This window comes from Vibrio sp. 10N.237.312.B06 (assembly GCF_041464685.1).
GTDB classification, from domain to species: Bacteria; Pseudomonadota; Gammaproteobacteria; order Enterobacterales; family Vibrionaceae; genus Vibrio; species Vibrio tasmaniensis_A.
On the sequence record NZ_JBFSPI010000102.1, the window covers coordinates 1 to 17,205 of the forward strand.

At 41.8% G+C, this 17,205-nt stretch carries 18 protein-coding genes; 12 read left to right on the plus strand and 6 right to left on the minus strand.

Annotated elements, in window-relative coordinates; genetic code table 11:
* Positions 1-585 precede the first annotated feature (585 nt).
* The 5 genes from AB6C75_RS20335 to AB6C75_RS20355 all read left to right on the plus strand — a co-directional run bounded on the left by AB6C75_RS20335 (position 586) and on the right by AB6C75_RS20355 (position 3,856).
* Entirely contained in the window at positions 586-1,749 is a 1,164-nt protein-coding gene (locus AB6C75_RS20335; RefSeq protein WP_009845522.1) for a threonine/serine exporter family protein, read from the plus strand.
* Positions 1,750-1,928: 179 nt separating this feature from the next.
* Positions 1,929-2,267, plus strand: a complete 339-nt coding sequence (locus AB6C75_RS20340) for a zinc ribbon domain-containing protein YjdM (RefSeq protein ID WP_004731484.1) — start codon at positions 1,929-1,931, stop codon at positions 2,265-2,267.
* Positions 2,268-2,366: 99 nt separating this feature from the next.
* A complete protein-coding gene (locus AB6C75_RS20345) occupies positions 2,367-2,789 on the plus strand; it encodes an N-acetyltransferase (protein WP_372049170.1) in 423 nt (140 codons plus the stop codon).
* Between the two features lie 47 nt (positions 2,790-2,836).
* A complete protein-coding gene (locus AB6C75_RS20350; protein WP_372049169.1) occupies positions 2,837-3,331 on the plus strand; it encodes a GNAT family N-acetyltransferase in 495 nt (164 codons plus the stop codon).
* Between the two features lie 93 nt (positions 3,332-3,424).
* Positions 3,425-3,856 (plus strand): GNAT family N-acetyltransferase, encoded by a 432-nt coding sequence (locus AB6C75_RS20355; protein ID WP_372108946.1) that lies wholly within the window; start codon positions 3,425-3,427, stop codon positions 3,854-3,856.
* A 55-nt stretch (positions 3,857-3,911) separates the two neighbouring features.
* Here AB6C75_RS20355 and AB6C75_RS20360 read toward each other — a convergent pair whose 3' ends face one another.
* The 6 genes from AB6C75_RS20360 to AB6C75_RS20385 form a co-directional block, all read right to left on the minus strand.
* Positions 3,912-4,856, minus strand: coding sequence for an ADP-ribosylglycohydrolase family protein (locus AB6C75_RS20360; protein WP_009845518.1), 945 nt, complete (start codon positions 4,854-4,856; stop codon positions 3,912-3,914).
* Between the two features lie 188 nt (positions 4,857-5,044).
* Positions 5,045-5,971: an amino acid ABC transporter permease gene (locus AB6C75_RS20365; RefSeq protein ID WP_017102887.1), complete on the minus strand. Its 927-nt coding sequence runs from the start codon at positions 5,969-5,971 to the stop codon at positions 5,045-5,047.
* A 133-nt stretch (positions 5,972-6,104) separates the two neighbouring features.
* Positions 6,105-6,914: a transporter substrate-binding domain-containing protein gene (locus tag AB6C75_RS20370; RefSeq protein ID WP_372108949.1), complete on the minus strand. Its 810-nt coding sequence runs from the start codon at positions 6,912-6,914 to the stop codon at positions 6,105-6,107.
* Positions 6,915-6,926: 12 nt separating this feature from the next.
* A complete protein-coding gene (locus AB6C75_RS20375) occupies positions 6,927-7,724 on the minus strand; it encodes an amino acid ABC transporter permease (protein WP_009845515.1) in 798 nt (265 codons plus the stop codon).
* On the minus strand, positions 7,724-8,470 hold the full coding sequence (locus AB6C75_RS20380) for an amino acid ABC transporter ATP-binding protein (RefSeq protein WP_012600470.1): 747 nt from the start codon (positions 8,468-8,470) through the stop codon (positions 7,724-7,726). Before AB6C75_RS20380 ends, AB6C75_RS20375 begins: the two co-directional genes overlap by 1 nt.
* A 235-nt stretch (positions 8,471-8,705) precedes the next feature.
* Positions 8,706-9,854, minus strand: coding sequence for an iron-containing alcohol dehydrogenase (locus AB6C75_RS20385; protein ID WP_372108951.1), 1,149 nt, complete (start codon positions 9,852-9,854; stop codon positions 8,706-8,708).
* Positions 9,855-10,047: 193 nt separating this feature from the next.
* Here AB6C75_RS20385 and AB6C75_RS20390 point away from each other — a divergent pair, with 193 nt between their 5' ends.
* The 7 genes from AB6C75_RS20390 (at position 10,048) to AB6C75_RS20420 (ending at position 17,111) form a co-directional block, all read left to right on the plus strand.
* Entirely contained in the window at positions 10,048-10,932 is an 885-nt protein-coding gene (locus AB6C75_RS20390) for an AraC family transcriptional regulator N-terminal domain-containing protein (RefSeq protein WP_372108953.1), read from the plus strand.
* A 649-nt stretch (positions 10,933-11,581) separates the two neighbouring features.
* Positions 11,582-12,829 (plus strand): RidA family protein, encoded by a 1,248-nt coding sequence (locus AB6C75_RS20395; RefSeq protein WP_372108955.1) that lies wholly within the window; start codon positions 11,582-11,584, stop codon positions 12,827-12,829.
* A gap of 215 nt (positions 12,830-13,044) precedes the next feature.
* The gene (locus tag AB6C75_RS20400; protein ID WP_017102883.1) at positions 13,045-13,458 is read left to right on the plus strand and encodes a lysozyme inhibitor LprI family protein; all 414 of its coding nucleotides are present in this window, start codon (positions 13,045-13,047) and stop codon (positions 13,456-13,458) included.
* 101 nt (positions 13,459-13,559) lie between these two features.
* Positions 13,560-13,916 carry a hypothetical protein gene (locus tag AB6C75_RS20405; protein WP_017101361.1) on the plus strand — a complete coding sequence of 119 codons (357 nt, stop codon included), beginning with the start codon at positions 13,560-13,562 and terminating at the stop codon, positions 13,914-13,916.
* 94 nt (positions 13,917-14,010) lie between these two features.
* Positions 14,011-14,163: a hypothetical protein gene (locus tag AB6C75_RS20410; RefSeq protein ID WP_017102882.1), complete on the plus strand. Its 153-nt coding sequence runs from the start codon at positions 14,011-14,013 to the stop codon at positions 14,161-14,163.
* Positions 14,164-15,117: 954 nt separating this feature from the next.
* Entirely contained in the window at positions 15,118-16,527 is a 1,410-nt protein-coding gene (locus AB6C75_RS20415) for an EAL domain-containing protein (protein WP_372108958.1), read from the plus strand.
* Positions 16,528-16,655: 128 nt separating this feature from the next.
* Positions 16,656-17,111 carry a hypothetical protein gene (locus AB6C75_RS20420; RefSeq protein WP_372108959.1) on the plus strand — a complete coding sequence of 152 codons (456 nt, stop codon included), beginning with the start codon at positions 16,656-16,658 and terminating at the stop codon, positions 17,109-17,111.
* Positions 17,112-17,205: the final 94 nt, after the last annotated feature.

The following is a 17,205-nucleotide window of genomic DNA, read 5'->3' on the forward strand; positions in this document are numbered from 1 at the left end:
GAATCGAACCCGCATCATCAGCTTGGAAGGCTGAGGTAATAGCCATTATACGATGTACGCACATCGTCTTAACGAGTTTGATAATGCCACATCTAACTGAAAACGAAACCTTTTTCTTTCATTTTTATTCTAAGTGCTCGCATAACCACCACTCCGCTAGTTTTTCCATCATGTTCGGCGCTTTCAGAGTGAATAAAATGTGACTAAAGTCTCGTTAAACGTAGGGCGAGAAACAACAAAGAACCCTCCGCTCTTTCTAAGACCCATTCAGTTGGATTTATAAACCTATTTTAGTGGTGTTTTCTCATCATAAAATCTACATAAATACAGGCAATTTGACTGTTAACATAAACTGGTTTCCATTTGTATTTTTGATGCCCATTAATAACAATCTGGATGCATGATTTTAACTTGCCAGTCTGTCAAAGTATTCATCAAGCGAATCCGAGGTGGGTCGAGTTATAGGCTCCTCTAAGCGTTCGAAGAAAAAAGTAACGAATTTAGTTGATAATTCATGCAAAACTCTCGTCATTACCTCTATCGTTTGGTACATTTGCCGCACATTTTGTCTCCCCAAAAATTCCCATGCCTTCTCAGTTCCGAATTAACAAAATTGTTGAAATTGGTGACACTCTTCATCGCAGTGGTTGTGCTCCTTACAAGCTAGAGAAATACACCCAATTCTATGCAAAAAAGCATGGTGTTGATGTGATGATCCAAGCAACGCCAACCGCGATTAATTATCAATTTCCAGACGATAACAACGCCGTTATTCTTAAACGTCTAAAGCCTGCTTCGATTAACTTGAGTTTGTTGGCCAATACCATCATTCGTATTAACCAACCGAGCAGTGAGCCTGTGCCAGAGCCTGTCGGTTACTCTAAACTTGTGACGGCACTGGCCAATATGGGTATTCCGCCAGCGTATCTGATGCTAATTGGCAGTACGTTAGAAGCGGTTGGCTTTTCTGCATTACTGGGTCTGATGGTTTGGGTATGTCAGCAAGTTCTTCATTCACGTCGCGCTATTGCGGTTGAATTCATCTCGGCACTATTAACGGGTATCTTCGTGGCATTTTTGGCAAGCACAGGGTTGCCGATCCCGGTGTGGGCGTTATGTATCGCTTCGATTGTCTTGTTTGTCCCCGGGTTATCCATAGCCAACGCACTAGAATGTTTGGCGTTTAATGATCTCGTCTCTGGTACCAGTTTGTTAGGGCAGAGCGCATTAACCCTGATAAAGCTGTTTGTCGGGATTATTATGGGGCTCAACATTGGTGAAGCGATATGGGGACAAGCGGTCTCCATTGACTATACGAATGCGGTTCCGACATGGATGCACATATCTGGTTTGGTGTTGATCTCGGTGTCGATTGGTGTGATGTTCAATGCGCGTCCTAAAGACATCTTACTTGGCTTGCCAGTGGCAGTTCTGGGTATGTGGGGGCCGTTCTATCTAGGTTTTGACAGTGGTTGGGTTGTCGGTACTTGGGTTACGACGGTTCTTATTACTTTGTACGGGACTTGGATTGCCAAGAAGATGGAGCTCACGGGCTCTATTTATATCGTGCAGGGGATCATCATCTTGGTTCCGGGTAGTCGAGTATTAGTGAGTGCCAGCCAGTCGGTGTTTGAACAATCGATTTTACCTATTCCGAGTATTGGTTTGTCGGCGTTGTTCATGTTCTCTGCAATTGTGGCAGGGCAAATCACCGCTTACTCGATTTACTCACCAAAAGTCGAACGTTAATCCGTTCCGCCTCCCAAGCCCTTAAACAAACACAGCTTAGCGGCTGTGTTTGTTCGTTTTAGGTACTGCTCTTTTCTAAGTTAAATTACGCTACTGAAAATTGGTTCGATTTGTGCTCGCTAAGCCTAACAAGAGTCATTAAAATGGACGCAAATTTTATTTAAATGAAGTCTTAACGTATGTCTTTACCTCCTTGTCCGCAATGCCAATCTGAATATGTCTACCCAGACCAAAACAACCTAATCTGCCCTGAGTGTGCCTATGAGTGGAACCCAGAAGAAGAGCGTTTAGAAAGAGAAGCCGCGCGTGTTAAGGACGTAAATGGCGTTGTATTGGAAAGTGGCGATAAAGTTACCTTCATTAAAGATCTAAAAATTAAAGGCAGTTCTTCTGTACTGAAAATCGGCACTAAAGCGGTAATCAGACGAATAAATGAAGGCAAAGATCATCAGTTAGATTGCAAGCTGGATGGTGGCGGTGAAATGCTGGTTACAGCGAAGTACGTTAAGAAGCAGTAACCATTGTTTCAAACAATTGTCGTAAATCTTCAATAAGTTTAAGTCGCATCTCGGCATACTGACTCGCTTATTAAACCGCAATAAATCCAGAGAATTAAGATGATCAGACAATACCGTCCAGCCGATATTGAAACCGTTTTAGATATTTGGTTAACCGCCTCAATCAAGGCGCATGATTTTGTGGCTCCTGAGTTCTGGGAGTCGCAGGTTGGCAATATGCGCGATATCTACCTTCCAGCATCACAAACCTATGTGTTCCAAGTGGATGGGGAAGTTCGCGGGTTTTATTCACTTTATGAAGGGATCTTGGCCGCGATCTTTGTCTGCCCTGAGTATCAAGGGAGTGGCATAGGGAAACGCCTCATGCAACATGCCAAGTTTGAATGCCCCAACTTGTCTTTGAATGTGTATAAAGAGAATCAAGCGACCATTGAGTTCTACTTGTCTCAAGGTTTCTCTATTGTGAGCGAACAAGTTGATGAACATACAGGGCATCAAGAATACACCATGCACTTAGCTTAGACTTGATCGCTAAACCCGAAAGAGCAGTAACTAGGAATCGAAACTATATGGACATGGTCAAAGCTGATATTTCGTACTCAAGTGCCTTTTATCACTATGTGAATGCTTGCTCTGAGGATGGGTTAGAAATTTATACAGGTATTTCTGACAGTAGTGATACGTATTTAAAAAGGCGAGTCGCTTATTCAAAAGGTGAGGAACTGCCAGAAGGTTGGACGCCTGCTTCTACTTATTTTTGTGTCGAGTCTGGACGTATTCTTGGAGTGATAAGAGTTCGTCATGGCACCAGTCCGTACATTCACGATGTCATAGGCCATATTGGATATGAGACGCTGCCGCAAACCAGAGGGCGGGGTATCGCAAGTCATATGTTGTCTTGGGTTCAACGGCACGTATTGTCCGAAAGCGCTATTATTACCTGTGAGAGGGGAAATATAGCTTCGCAAAAGGTCATTGAGAGGTGCGGTGGACAATTCCTGAATACCTTTTACTCGGAGCAAGATAAACACGAAGTTTTACGTTACCAACTAGAACCAAAGTGAACATTTAAGCGTGGCATTTTTGGGTTTGATCGGGGTTACTATGTCCCGGTTTAAACGAAAATGAAGCCAGAGCAAATTATTGTTGGAGGTATTTTGAAGTATTCAACAAGACCTGCTCAGTTACCAGATTATGAATTTCTGTTCGAGCTAAAAAAGGCGGCTGAATTTGAGCCAATCAAAGCTGTTTTTGGTTGGGATAAGCAAATTCAACGAGATATACACGCCGAAGAGTGGGCAGAAGAACGGCCTGAAATCATTGAATATCAAGGTAAAGCGATTGGTAGTGTGTTGTTGCAAGACAAAGGCGACCACTTCTATTTTTGCCGATTCTTCCTACTGCCTGAATATCATGGCAAAGGTATTGGTAGCCAAGTTTTAACTGATTGCTTAGCTCAAGCAGCCAAACTCAATAAGCCTGTGGAGTTGTGTTATTTACACGGTAATCGAGTTGGGGAGTTGTATTTAAGGTTTGGCTTCGAAATTACCTCGAAAAACGATCAGTTTGTCTATATGTGGCGTCAGTAATTCCAAGCATTAGTTATTAACCTCAACGGCACAGTGTGCCGTTGTGTTGTCATTGTCACTCAATAGGCAAAGACAGCACACCACAATTGAGTTCTACTTGGCTCAGCCATTCTGTTGGAATCGCTCCGTCTTCTTCGTAGAAACACGCCGCTAATACCGCGCCAATCACAATCGCACGCCCGCAGCTGTCACCGCCACATAAGATATTGTCTCGAATACCTTGTTTATAGCTCTGAGCACCCGCAATGATGCGAATTAGCAAGGGAAATGCGGCACTCAGTTCACAATGCAATCCAAACTTCTTCGCGGCATCTGTTATTGAAAGCTCAGGTTCAGCCAATGCTTCATCGATTTGATCATGTATAAATCTGCTGCAAGTTTGTCGCACCATTTCTACGGACTGTAATGGTGAGTTGCCTTGAATCGCTGCTTGAATCAACAGGGTGATGGCTTGCGCCCATTCCACGGCTTTGTCGTTGTTGTTGGTCACTCGTACCGCGCTCTCTACCATCGCTGGTAAGGTGTGAGAGGTATAAGTACAGGCTACTAATGGAATGATCTTTGAAACTGCGGGGAGCTGCGTATCGTCTGCGCCACAGGCAGTAATCGGGGCGCCCTCTAGTTCTAATTGATGGATGTTCAGCAAGCTCATGCGCGTCGCTTTATCAATGTAGCCTTGCCAACTACCACCGAAATCAAACCATTTGCGGAAATGTTGAATATAGCTCGCTTCATCGTATTTTTGGTTGTCGACTAAACTATCGACCATCGCCAATAACTGAGCACCGTATTGCGAGTGCTCACCGGACGTTTTTCCTTGGTGCGCAAAGTAGCCTTTGTCTTGATAATCGAACTGATTCGGTGAGCGAAATTCTGGCTCGAAACCAGCCACGTGTAAGATCCTCTCTTGGTCATACAGCCAGTGCAACCCCATGGAAGCGGCGTCTCCAACCAATGCGCCGACAACGGCGTAAAAAGCTCTTTCTTTATGATTGTCCATGTTGAGTGATGTCCTTGAGAAGAATCAACGTAGTTCGATATGTTAAGTATAGTGATTAAACGAGTTTTTTGCTGTGTTTCTAAGAGGGAATATGAAGGGATAAATCCCGATTGGTCAACAACTTAAACCAACCAGGTGAGATTGATAAGGGCAATGAATGGTCGGGCGAATCGGTACTATTAATGACGTCACTGATGGTTAAGGTAAGCACTAGAACGTTGCTCAATCACTTTGAACAGACGCGAAAGCGCAAAGCATAAAGCAAAATATACGAAGCCTACAATCAACCAGATCTCGAAGATCAAACCCGAGGAGTTTGCCATTTCAGTTCCAACAAACGTCATCTCTTGGATGGAAATCAGAGACACAATCGACGTGTCTTTAACCAAGGAGATTGCTTGGCCTGCCAATGGTGGGGTGATGGCAGTTAATACTTGTGGGCCAACCACAAATCGATACTTAGACAATGCAGACAAGCCAAGCGAATCGGCCGCTTCCCATTGGCCTTTAGGAATACCTTCTAAACCCGCTCGAATCACTTCCGCAATGTAAGCTGAAGAGAGCAAACCAATACAGATAACACCAGACGCTAAGTTTTCCCAAAGGTTAGCAGGACCAAACAGAAAGGCTTGAACAGCGTTAATCTCGCCATTGTGTTCACGTAAGATACTTTCTAAACCAAGTAATGGAATCAGTTGGTTAGAAACGAAGAAATAGAATATGAAGACAAACACCAGTGGCGGAATATTTCGAACCAACTGGATAAAAATCAGTGCCGGTGTTTTGAAGAAAGCGATCTTTGAGTGTCTTGCTACACCTAACAATGTGCCAAAAGAGAGTGCTAACACCATACTCCAGACACTCAAGCGCAGTGTAGCGATCAAGCCTTGGAAGAAGTAGGGAATACTGCCTTGAGAAGGTGGAATGAAAATTAGGGTAAACGCATCTTCCCAGCGCCACTGGTAGTTGATACCAACAGCAGAACGATAATAAAGCCAGCCTGCAAACACACAAATGACAGCGAGTAACACGCCATCCAAAAGGTTAAGGCGTTGATACCAAGGCTTCATATAAACGTTGGGCTTAGGTGTTGTTAATGCGCTAGTACTACTCACGTCATTCCTGTTTAAACAATAATAATTAGTAGGCTGTTTTGTTGAGTTTTAGATCATCATTAAAGCGAATCAAGTTGCCGAATCGAGGCAGTGCAGACAACGCACTGCCTCGATTCACTAGCAAAAGTTCAGATTACTGACCTTGAGCAATCTGGTCCTGCCAATCTAGAGTATAGAACCAGTACTCGTAACGCTCTTTCAACCAACCGTCTTCAGTACGTGCTTTGATCCATTCGTTGAAGAATTCTGCCTTGTCAGTTTCACCTAGGCGAACTGCAAATGCTTCGTTACCTTTTGATAGACGCTCTTCAAATGGAATAAATAGCGTGTCTGCATTTTTGATCGTTTCGTGTTCTGGTTTCGGGCTAGACGCGATAACCGCGTGCGCGTTGCCGTTTAACACTTCTTGGAATGCTTGAGCATCGTCATCGAACTGTAGAACTTTCGCTTTAGGGAAGGTTTCACGAGCGACTTGAACCGTGAATGCTCCACGACGTGCTGCAATTTTTACGCGGCGAGAATCAAAATCAGAGATCTGAGTAAAACCTTCCGCTAGCTCTTTGTTAGCCGCCAGTTGAACGCCAGAGTGCGAGTAAGGTTCAGTGAACAATACGCTTTTAGCTCGCGCTTCAGTGATAGACATACCGCCGATGATTACATCAAATTTTTTCGATAATAGAGAAGGGATAATACCGTCCCATGCCGTAGGTACAAATTCGACTTTCCAACCAGAATCTTCGGCAAGGCGTTTCGCCACGTCGATTTCAAAGCCAACGAGATCGCCTTGTTTGTTACGCATCGCCCAAGGAACAAATGTCGACATCCCAACGCGCAGTGAGCCACGTTCGTTGATTTTATCGAGGTTAGGCGTTTCAGAAGCAAGTGCAGGCAAACTTACGGCAAGCGCAAGTAGGGCTGTAATCGCGGTTTTAAATAGCTTCATGCTGATAAATCCTTATTGTGTTCGCCAGTTAGCCCCGAGCTTATGCTCAAGCCAAGCAGCAACGGCAGAAAGTGAAAGTGTAAGAGCAAGATAAATGATCGCCACAGAGAACCAAATCTCGAATGGCATCGCGGTTTCAGAAACAATGTTTCTGGCTTCAGTCGTCAGGTCAAAAATAGCCATGACACTCACAATTGAAGAGTTTTTAATAAGAGAGATCACTTCATTAGTCAAAGGTGGCAAGGTACGTTGCACCACCTGAGGAAGAATCACATCCCAGTAAGTATAGGTCTTTGATAAGCCCAAGGATTGAGCTGCTTCAAATTGTCCTCTCGCAATACCATTTAAACCGGCACGAAATATCTCGGCGGTGTAAGCGCCTTGGAAAAGTGCCAAGGCTAAAACGGCAGTGCTAAAGCGATCCAGCCCTAACACGGGGCCAAATACAAAATAGAGCAAATAAATTTGTACTAATAACGGCGTGTTACGAATCAACTCAACATAGCTGGTGGCTAAGGTGCGTCCAACCACAGAATTTGAGTTCCTCAATAGCGCCGTCGTTAAACCAATGATCAGCGTAGCAACCAAAGAAATCAGAGAGATATTGATGGTAACCAGTAGCCCTTCAACTAATTCTGCAGGCCACCATTCACCATCTTCATAGAAAGCAATATAGTCCGGCACACGCTCCCATTGCCAGCTGTATCCCATGGTTTGTGCGCCAGAGTCGAGAATCCAAACAACAGCAGCCACCAGTACAACAATCTGTACCAAAGCAGATAGGGCGGGTTTAATAATTCGAATCAACATCAATAAGTCAGGATCTGATTTAGGAACGCTTGAGTACGTTCATGTTGAGGGTTTTCAAAGAGCGCTTGTGGCGTATTCGATTCCACAATTTGTCCTTCATCCATGAAGATAACGCGGTCGGCCACTTGTTTCGCAAAGCCCATTTCGTGGGTCACACACACCATGGTGATACCTTCGCTCGCCAGTTCAACCATCACGTCGAGCACTTCGTTGATCATCTCCGGATCAAGCGCTGAAGTCGGTTCATCAAAAAGCAGTAATTCAGGCTTCATGCACAGCGAACGGGCGATAGCTACACGTTGTTGCTGACCGCCAGAAAGTTGTACTGGGTATTTGTTGGCTTGTTCAGCGATGTGTACGCGCTCGAGATAGTGCATTGCAAGCTTCTCGGCTTCTCGTTTGCTTTTTTTCAGCGTACGTATTGGAGACAGAGTCAGGTTTTCAAGCACGGTAAGATGGGGGAATAAATGAAAATGCTGAAACACCATTCCGACTTGGCCAGGTGTGTTGAATTTACTCGGAAGTACTTGTTCTAACACGCAAAGCTCGCCACTTTCGAAAGGTTCTAGCTGATTGATACAACGGATTAAAGTTGATTTACCCGAACCTGATGGCCCGCAAATCACCAGTATCTCTCCTTGTTCAATCTTTAAATCGATATCCTTTAGGGCATGAAAATCACCATACCACTTGTTAAGTGACTTAAACTTAACCATTTCCTTGAGATTGTTCAAATCGTTGTTCATACCTAATAAAGAGACAGGTTTACCTTAACAATATAGAAATATGATTGCACATTAAATTAAGGACTTATGAGAATTTAATAGCATCTTGTAGGGCAAATTAAAAAGCAGCGCCTGATTTGGACGCTGCTTGAGGATATACGCAAAGGCAAAGAATTTGGTTCAGTTTCACGGAATAAATTTTTAGATTATGGTGATTTTCTTTAGAACCTTGTTTTCCTTGCTTTAATTTTGGCTGCTATTGAATTGCAGACTCTAAAATCTCACGCGTTTTCTGAGGCGTGATTGCTTTGTTCTCGCCAAGCTCTAGGTAACCGTGTGATTCAAGTTGAGCAACAACGTTGTCGATTGCTGCCGCTTTAGTTGCTTCGTAACCGTCGAACATAGTTGCAACGTCTAGGCTGTGGTAGAAGGCTTCGATTGCAGCAATAGTGCGCTCGGCTAAATCAGCACCCGCTTCTAGGCCAAATACGTTGCGACCCATTTGCTCTAGCTTGCCACGCTTCGCTTCGATTTGATTACGAAGTAGTGAAGGTTGAACAATCGCAAGAGAACGTGCGTGGTCTACGTGCCATAGTGCTGTGAATTCGTGGCCAATCATATGTGTTGCCCAATCTTGAGGAACGCCAGTACCAATCAGGCCGTTAAGCGCTTGGTTTGCAGTCCACATTAGGTTTGCGCGCCATGCGTCGTTGTCACGCTCGTCGTATTGCTTACCCAGTACAAGTAGGTTCTTAAGCAGTGTTTCTGCGTAACCGTCTTGAACCATCGCGTCTGTTGGCATTGTGATGTATTGTTCACACACGTGAACCCATGCATCAACTAGACCGTTGATCAATTGACGCTCTGGAAGAGACTTCATTACGTCTGGATCCATAACCGCGAACTTAGGTTGTACCGCAGGGTTCATGAACGCCAGTTTCTCTTGAGTCTCTTTACGAGTGATTACAGCGGCCATGTTAGATTCAGAACCTGTCGCAGGAAGTGTCAGTACCGCACCAATTGGTGTCGCTTCTGTTACTTGGTGTTTGCCCGCTAGGATATCCCAACCGTCGCCGTCGTATTTAGCCGCTGCAGCAACGTATTTAGAACCGTCGATTACCGAGCCACCGCCAACAGCGATAATGAATTCTACGTTTTCTTCTTTAACAAGAGCGACGGCTTTATCTAGCGTCTCTTTCGTTGGGTTAGCTTCAACACCCGCGAACTCAATCCAAGCGTGATCCTTTAGAGATTCGACAACTTGGGCGTAAACACCGTTGCTTTTGATTGAACCGCCACCGTAGATGACCAGTACTTTCTTCGAAGTATCAACCGCTTGGCTGATAGCGTTGATTTGGCCTTGGCCGAAGTGGATAACTGTAGGGTTAACATAAGTGAATTGCATTAGAGATTCCTTGTGTAAAGCTCAATTTATTATTTTATTTGATTGCTCAATTTCTATATTTGCATATTAGTACAGTAATCTAGGGTGATGAAGAGCTGATCCTCCAAATAAATTGCCTATTTCTACAAACTTGATATTCTTTCTCCGCTTTAGCTTACTTACTCTTAGCACTTGGAATGGAAAGTCGCCACTTATGAAAACACTCGCGCAGTTGTTACAGTCTTATGTAGAACACAAAGGTTGGGATGATCTCGAAGGGATCAGAGAAACTGAAATTGGCGGTGTGTGGTTGTATAGAAGCAGTGGCGGGAATCAACGTCAGCCATTCACTTACCAGTCGGGTATTATCATGCTCGGGCAGGGCAAAAAGAACATCTATATTGGCGATAGACCCGTTACTTACGCTGCTGGTGATTATCTTGTGGTAGGCGTGCCAATGCCATTGGAGTGTGAAGCCTTACCTGTAAATGGCGAACCATTGCTTGGTTTGTCGATAAGCATCGATTCTCAGCGCTTGCACAGCTTAGTCAAAAAGCTGGAAGACCAAGGCTTTCTAGAGAGCTACTGCAACAAGCACAAGCAGAATTCGAGCGGCTTAGAATCGACGCCAATGGAAGAGCAAATGCTGGAGAGCTTTACTCGATTGGTCAAAACTCTACATTGTGACATTGAAGCCAATATATTGGGCGATGCCATGGTCAGCGAAATTGTCTACCGCGCCCTAACCGGTTCAGGAGGGCGTGTGCTGTTTGATTTAGCTCATCATGACGGCCATTACGCACGTGTCGCTAAAGCGCTGTCTAAAGTGCATGAAGAGTACGACCAAACCATCACTGTTCAATCGCTTGCCGACGAAGCCAACATGAGCGTGTCTGCCTTCCACAATGCATTCCGTAATGTCACCTTTGAATCTCCTCTTCAATATTTGAAGAAGGTAAGACTCAACAAAGCCAAAGAACTGATTCAGCTAGAAGGCCTTCGCATCAGCGATGCTGCTCGCCGAGTCGGCTACTCGAGCCCATCCCAATTCAGTCGCGAATTTAAGCGCCACTTCAATACCACTCCAAGAGCGGTTTAGCTCTTCTTTCAACGAAACTATCTGTTGAGAGCTATGGTGCCAAAATCTATGGTGTCGATTGCTCTTCGTTGATGCCATCGTGATTCCTGAAAGTCCCATGTCTTGGCTGAACACCATACTTCTCATGTCATCCCCCTGAGTCTCATATTTGTTGAATTATATGAGTAAATGTATCTAATCATAGGCATTGTCAGATTGTAGGTATTTGATTCTCGAATATATTATTAACGTACTTATATAAAATAAACTCTCGAAAATAATTAATTAAATAGCCTAAGAGTTTATGCACGGGTATAAGGGATAAAGTTACTAACCTAGCTAGTAACGGAGTTTTAGTGTGAACAACCTATCAAATATCATCTAAATTTTGGTAATTATCCTTTCAATTACCTGAGAGAGTATTCAGGATTATTGAATAGACTTAAAATTAAAGAGAATTTAGCAGTTGATAAAGCCTAGTGGGACGGATAATTAGTCGTTTGATGACTAATTATTCTGTAACCTGCTGATTTATAGTCAACTGAGAGTCTGATGTATATCACGTTTACCCTAAAATAATTCACTTAACATGGCGCTACTTTAATCATTCTTTCCAATACGATTGTTAAATATAAATACGTATTCCTATATTATTAAAAGGATAATTCCGATGAGTAGCGATATCATTAAAATTTCAAGAAATACTGAAAATGCACCAATTAATTCTGTATCTACACAAACGGTCGCTTTTTCTCATTATAATAACTTTTCAGCTCAATTACCTGTTGACCCTAAAACAGGTGAAGTAGTGATTGGTGATATTAAAGACCAAGCAGCACAATGCTTAAATAATATTAAGGCCATTGTTGAAAGCATCGACCATGTTATGGATGATGTTGTGAAGATTAATGTTTTCGTTAAGAATATTTCTGATATCGATGCTATTGATGAGGTTTACGCAAGCTTCTTCCAAAACAGCCTGCCGACACGTACAGTCGTGGGCGTAGCTGCGCTACCGAACAGTGACGCTTTAGTTCAAATGGATGCGCTTATTTCAAACGGCGAAGGCACTAAACCACAAGCACCTTGCGCGCTAGTTAAGGTATCAAGAAATACAGATAACGCGCCTCAAAGTACTGTATCGACGCAGACTGCGGCTTTTTCTCACTACAACAACCTTTCGGCTCAATTGCCTATCGATGTAAATACAGGTGAGTTGGTTTCAGGTGGTATCACAGAGCAAACGGCACAATGTCTATCAAACATTAAAGCGGTTCTAGAGAGTATCGGTCATGTCATGAATGATGTGGTTAAAACGACTATCTACGTGAAAAATATCGCAGATGCGGAAGTGGTAAATGAAGTTTGCGCTAAGTTCTTCCCAAGTTATGTACCAGCGCGAACGGTTGTTAATGCTGCTGAACTACCAATGGGCGCTTTAATTCAAATTGATACATCCGTTTCACATGGCGACGGTACACCGCCGCAATTACCAGAAGACACTCGCTTGTTGGTTATTGAAGCTAATAATACTGTCGATGCCCCTTTCATGGCTTATTCGCACACCGTTGCTTTCTCTCACTACAATCATATTTCAGGCCAATTACCTTTAGACCCGAAAACAAATGAAATGGTTGCTGGTGGTGTAAAAGAGCAAGCGGAACAATGTTTACAAAATATTAAGGCGATCATTGAAAGTGTTGATCATTGTATGGACGATACTGTGAAAATTAATATTCAGCTTAAAAATGTTTCAGACATTGATACAGTGAATGAGGTCTACACAACATTCTTTAATGCTGAATTACCGGCAAGAACGGTGGTTGGGGTTTCAGAGATTTCTATGAATGCTCTAATTCAAATTGATGCAGTCGTTTCCAACTGCGAAGGTACACCACCACAAGATGTTATTGCTTAAACATAATTAAACCCACTTCAAACTAAGCGGTCAGATTGTCGGTGATGATCTGATCTGCTCCTTCTTGAAATTGTCGGCTTGTGCCGAACACTTTCATACCGTTAGAAATAGTTAGTCAAACGTTTAGCTAGCCTGAGCCCGAAGAAATGATCAATACTGGTGATTCGAACTACTGCTTGTCGAGTAGATATCGCAGATTTTGAACTGTATTGGAGATGCTTTTGAAAAAGTCATTAATTGTACTGGCGTTAGTTACTACATCTTGTTTCGCTGTTGATGATGAAGACCCTTGTAACGTTGAAGGTGGAGGGGTTACTGCGGGTTATCTGTGTGTCGAAGAGAAAATGAAAGTAGCAAATATCGATCTCAATAAAACATATCAAGAAGCCATTATGCGAATAGTCGAGGAAGAAACCGAATTGCAAAAAATCGAGTTTCACATCGATCTAGAAGGACCTTTCCGAAGAGCTCAACAAGCTTGGTTGAAATACAGAGACGCAGATTGTGAATTTATAGGTCAAGCGTATACGCCTTCCGTTTGGGCCGGGGTTCAAATCGAAGAGTGTAAGCTAAGAATGATTTTAGAGCGTATCGAGTATTTTGAAGGTACCTATTCAGTTCCAGATTGAAGAAGCTTAAACTTGATTCTGGGTAATTAAGTTGGGGTTCATAGAAGCGATGTACCAAGAACCGAAAATAGAATTAGAATGTGAGAAAGAAAATTAAGTGTATGCAATTTCGAGTTATTTTATTGTTGTGCCTAGCGATAGTGGGGTGTTCATCTAATCAAGAGCTAACACCTGATCCGACAACTATCACGCTTTTTTATGGTGAGACGTCGATCTCGGCGGGTGTGTTAGAAGATAAAACATTTAATTCGGTTCTAGCCGATAGAAGAGAGAGTGTTACTCTCTCGGGCTCACTATCAAAGCAAAACTCAGGTTACTTAGTTGATATCTTAGTGATCAGAGAAAATAGAGCACCACGTTCAAAGCGCCAATTAAACACCTTACTTCTTATGAAGCCGGGAGAATTAGTGGATGTTGGCGGTGTGAACAATGATGTGTTCAGAGTCATTCTAGAGTAACAATCCCGAAGTAATCAATTAATGTGAAATTTTTCTTTACCTCAACCTAACTTCAAGTCTTAAGCTTCTCTTACCCAATAAGAAGGAGCTTATTATGCAAAATAACTACGTAAAAGAACTCGCCGTTAAAACTTACCAAGAAGAACTTCAGAAAGAGTACGTTAAATCTAAAGTTAGACCATTCCACGGCCCGAGTTTTATCGGCGGCGTACTGTTGTCAGTCGTGTTGGTTGGGTTGTTTTATTGACTTGAAAGCGTACAGGCCATTGAGATAACTTACTGCAGGATACTAATAGCCTAATTGTTGTGAAAGCTAAAATAATCAGAGGTATCGAGATAAACATAGTAACCTTAATTGCGTTATCTTCTACCGATGATTTGGCAAACTCACAGTAATACTGGCCAAATATATCCAGTGACTACCCATTCGACAGTAAATTAGTGTAATTACACTAAACTATTCATTGCAGATTGCCTTGACCAGCCTTTATGTAGCTTTACTACCTCAGTGCTGATTTGTACTGGATGATTCTGCTAATACCTACAACAACGTTAGCTGTTGACGACTTTACGTCGCTATGAACTATGACTCTTCGTTAGTTTTCCTAGCATCAATTATTGTTCAGTTAATTATGCAGAACGACTCCCTCTTTTATTTAGTTTTATCCATCAAAATGTCCTGCTCTCCTTTCAATGGAGATTTCCCATCTATTCAGATAGTTGAGGTTAGGATTAGGTGTTTGCGTTAGGACTTAACTTACCCTCTAGCGTGCATTTGATTAAATTTATGGTTTGTTTCACTTCCAAACAGATTGGTTTCATCAAGGGTATGTAGTGATGTAACCCAGATAAAGTTGCTGATTTCAATCCCTCCCCATTAAATATCGCGATCACTGTCAGTTTTTTATAGCGTAAATAAATACTAAAAAAAGCGATGCAATCATTACCCCCCTGAAATGGCACTGTGGCGTAATTTGGTGGCTATTATGTTATGAAGTTGTCGGGATATTACGGGATGTACAATATGCGGTTAGTGGTGTTTTCGTGCGTGATATTTATAAATTTGCACAATTACACTCAATTCAAGTAGATGACTATTAAGTGGTCAGATTTGTTTTTATTTGTGTGAATCTCATAAGTAAGAATACAATCATTCTGTTGCATCGCAAAATGCGATGCATATCACTTTATTCGGGGTGCCGTGTTGTCTACTGTTAATTTACTTTGTCTGTTCTTTATTACATTACTAATAATATGCACATCATTTCATCTGAAGTCGTCGGAAGGTAAAAAAAAGCTATCTTTTGTTCAGCAAAGACTTGAACGAGAACAAAATAAACAAAGGCTCAAACGTTTTTTCTGTGAAGAAACAGATTTACCTAACATCAACTATATTCAAGAAAAATTATTAAGAACAAACAGAAGTACCTACAAGATCATGCATGTAATCTGTGTTGGGAGATCTGCAGATTTCTATAAGTTTTTCGATTCAAAAACTAGTCGAATAGTTAAAACAGAATTACATCACTACCTAAGTGAGACACTTTCACCAAGGGTTATCGGTTTGTTTGAAGACAAATACATTGTTCTTGTATTTGAAAGCGATACCCCCTGGGAAGAAAAAAAAATCCTTGAGCAGCAACAAAAAATTCAATTCTCTTTGCCTCATGAAAAGAAAGTAGGCGATAAAACCCTAACTTTTGATTATTCTCTTGCTAGCATGATCCTATCTAATTTTGATAAACCCCAAGATAAAAATCAGTTGTTTAGAAGAATGGCTTACAGTGTTAAAAAGTCACTTCAATCTATTGATGGTGTCTACGTATATAACATTAATGACTATGAAAAAAACGTTAGAACCCGTTCGGTAATCCAAGCTTTACATCACGATATAAAAAAGGGAGGGACTCAGTTCGAGCTTTTTTATCAACCCGTCGTTTATAGTATGAATACTTCTAAAGAGTACCTTTGGGAAATATTGCTTAGGTGGAAACGCACAGAGTTCGGAGGTCCTGGTGTATTTATGCCATTATTGGCAACGGAGCCGCACCTACATTACTCATTAACCATTATAATTTTTAAAAAAATAATTGAATACGCAAAAAACACTCAAGATACACTTCCTAATATCAGTGTTAACATTAGTCATGCAGATTTAAGTATCGTTGACTTTTATGATGATGTAATGGAATTAACCAAATTAGTTCCAGAGTTAAGAAGTAAGATAACATTTGAAACAGTTGAATATAGTGAGGGTCTTTTACATAGTTATGCTAAAGAAAATATAATTGCTCTTAAAGGGGCAGGTTTTCGATTTGCTATTGATGATTTTGGATGTGGTTACTCCAATTTTAACCTTTTATCAGAAAAATATTTTGATTTTATTAAGCTAGATAAGTCGTTACTACAAAAATGTCAGGAAGATATTGTGGCCAATGAGACACTTAAGTTTATGGTTAAGCTATCTGAGCGTATTGATGTAACCTTGATTGTCGAAGGCGTTGAAAATCCTCAACACCTACGACTACTTCCAAAGAGATCTAATATATTATTCCAAGGCTTTCATTTTTCCAAACCAAGAAGGTTAATTAGCAATGTGAAAACAGGTTGATATATGTATGGGTAATAATATGTGAAGGGCTGTAAATGACATTAAACAACATCGAATTCGTTAACTAATTTAAGAGTATTACTATTTTAATATTTTTAAATCTCAACAAATAATAGAGATCCATTTAAATGAAAATGAAAATGAAAATGATGATACCAATTTTGTGCGTTCTGGCCTTATCAGCTTGTGGTGGCGGCGGTGATGGTGGGAGTAATCCGACAATTCACAAAAAAGCTACTGGAAAAGTAATCGATGGTTATATTGTAGGCGCTACCGTTTTTCTAGATATAAATAATGATGGTAAGTATAACGCAAACACTGAACCTAGAGCTTTAACTACAAAAGGTGGTAGTTATGAGCTTGACCTAAATGAAACCCAAGATAAATGCCTTGGTTATGCTCCGACGATAGTAGATGTTCCTGTTGGCGCTATTGATGAAGATTTGGGGGCTGTGAAAAATGCTTATCGTATGGTCTTACCCCCTGAATTTAAAGAACAGGTCGATTTCAAAAACCGTTTTATCACCCCTTTAACTTCATCTTTATGGGCGACAGTAGAAACCAGTAATGGCTTTGTTGCGTAATTAAGTTTAGAGATAGAGCCACCCCGTTTCGCGTATTTCTTAGTCAATACGACAAGTTTCAGGCATACCTAACCCAGTAAGCTTGTTCAACGCT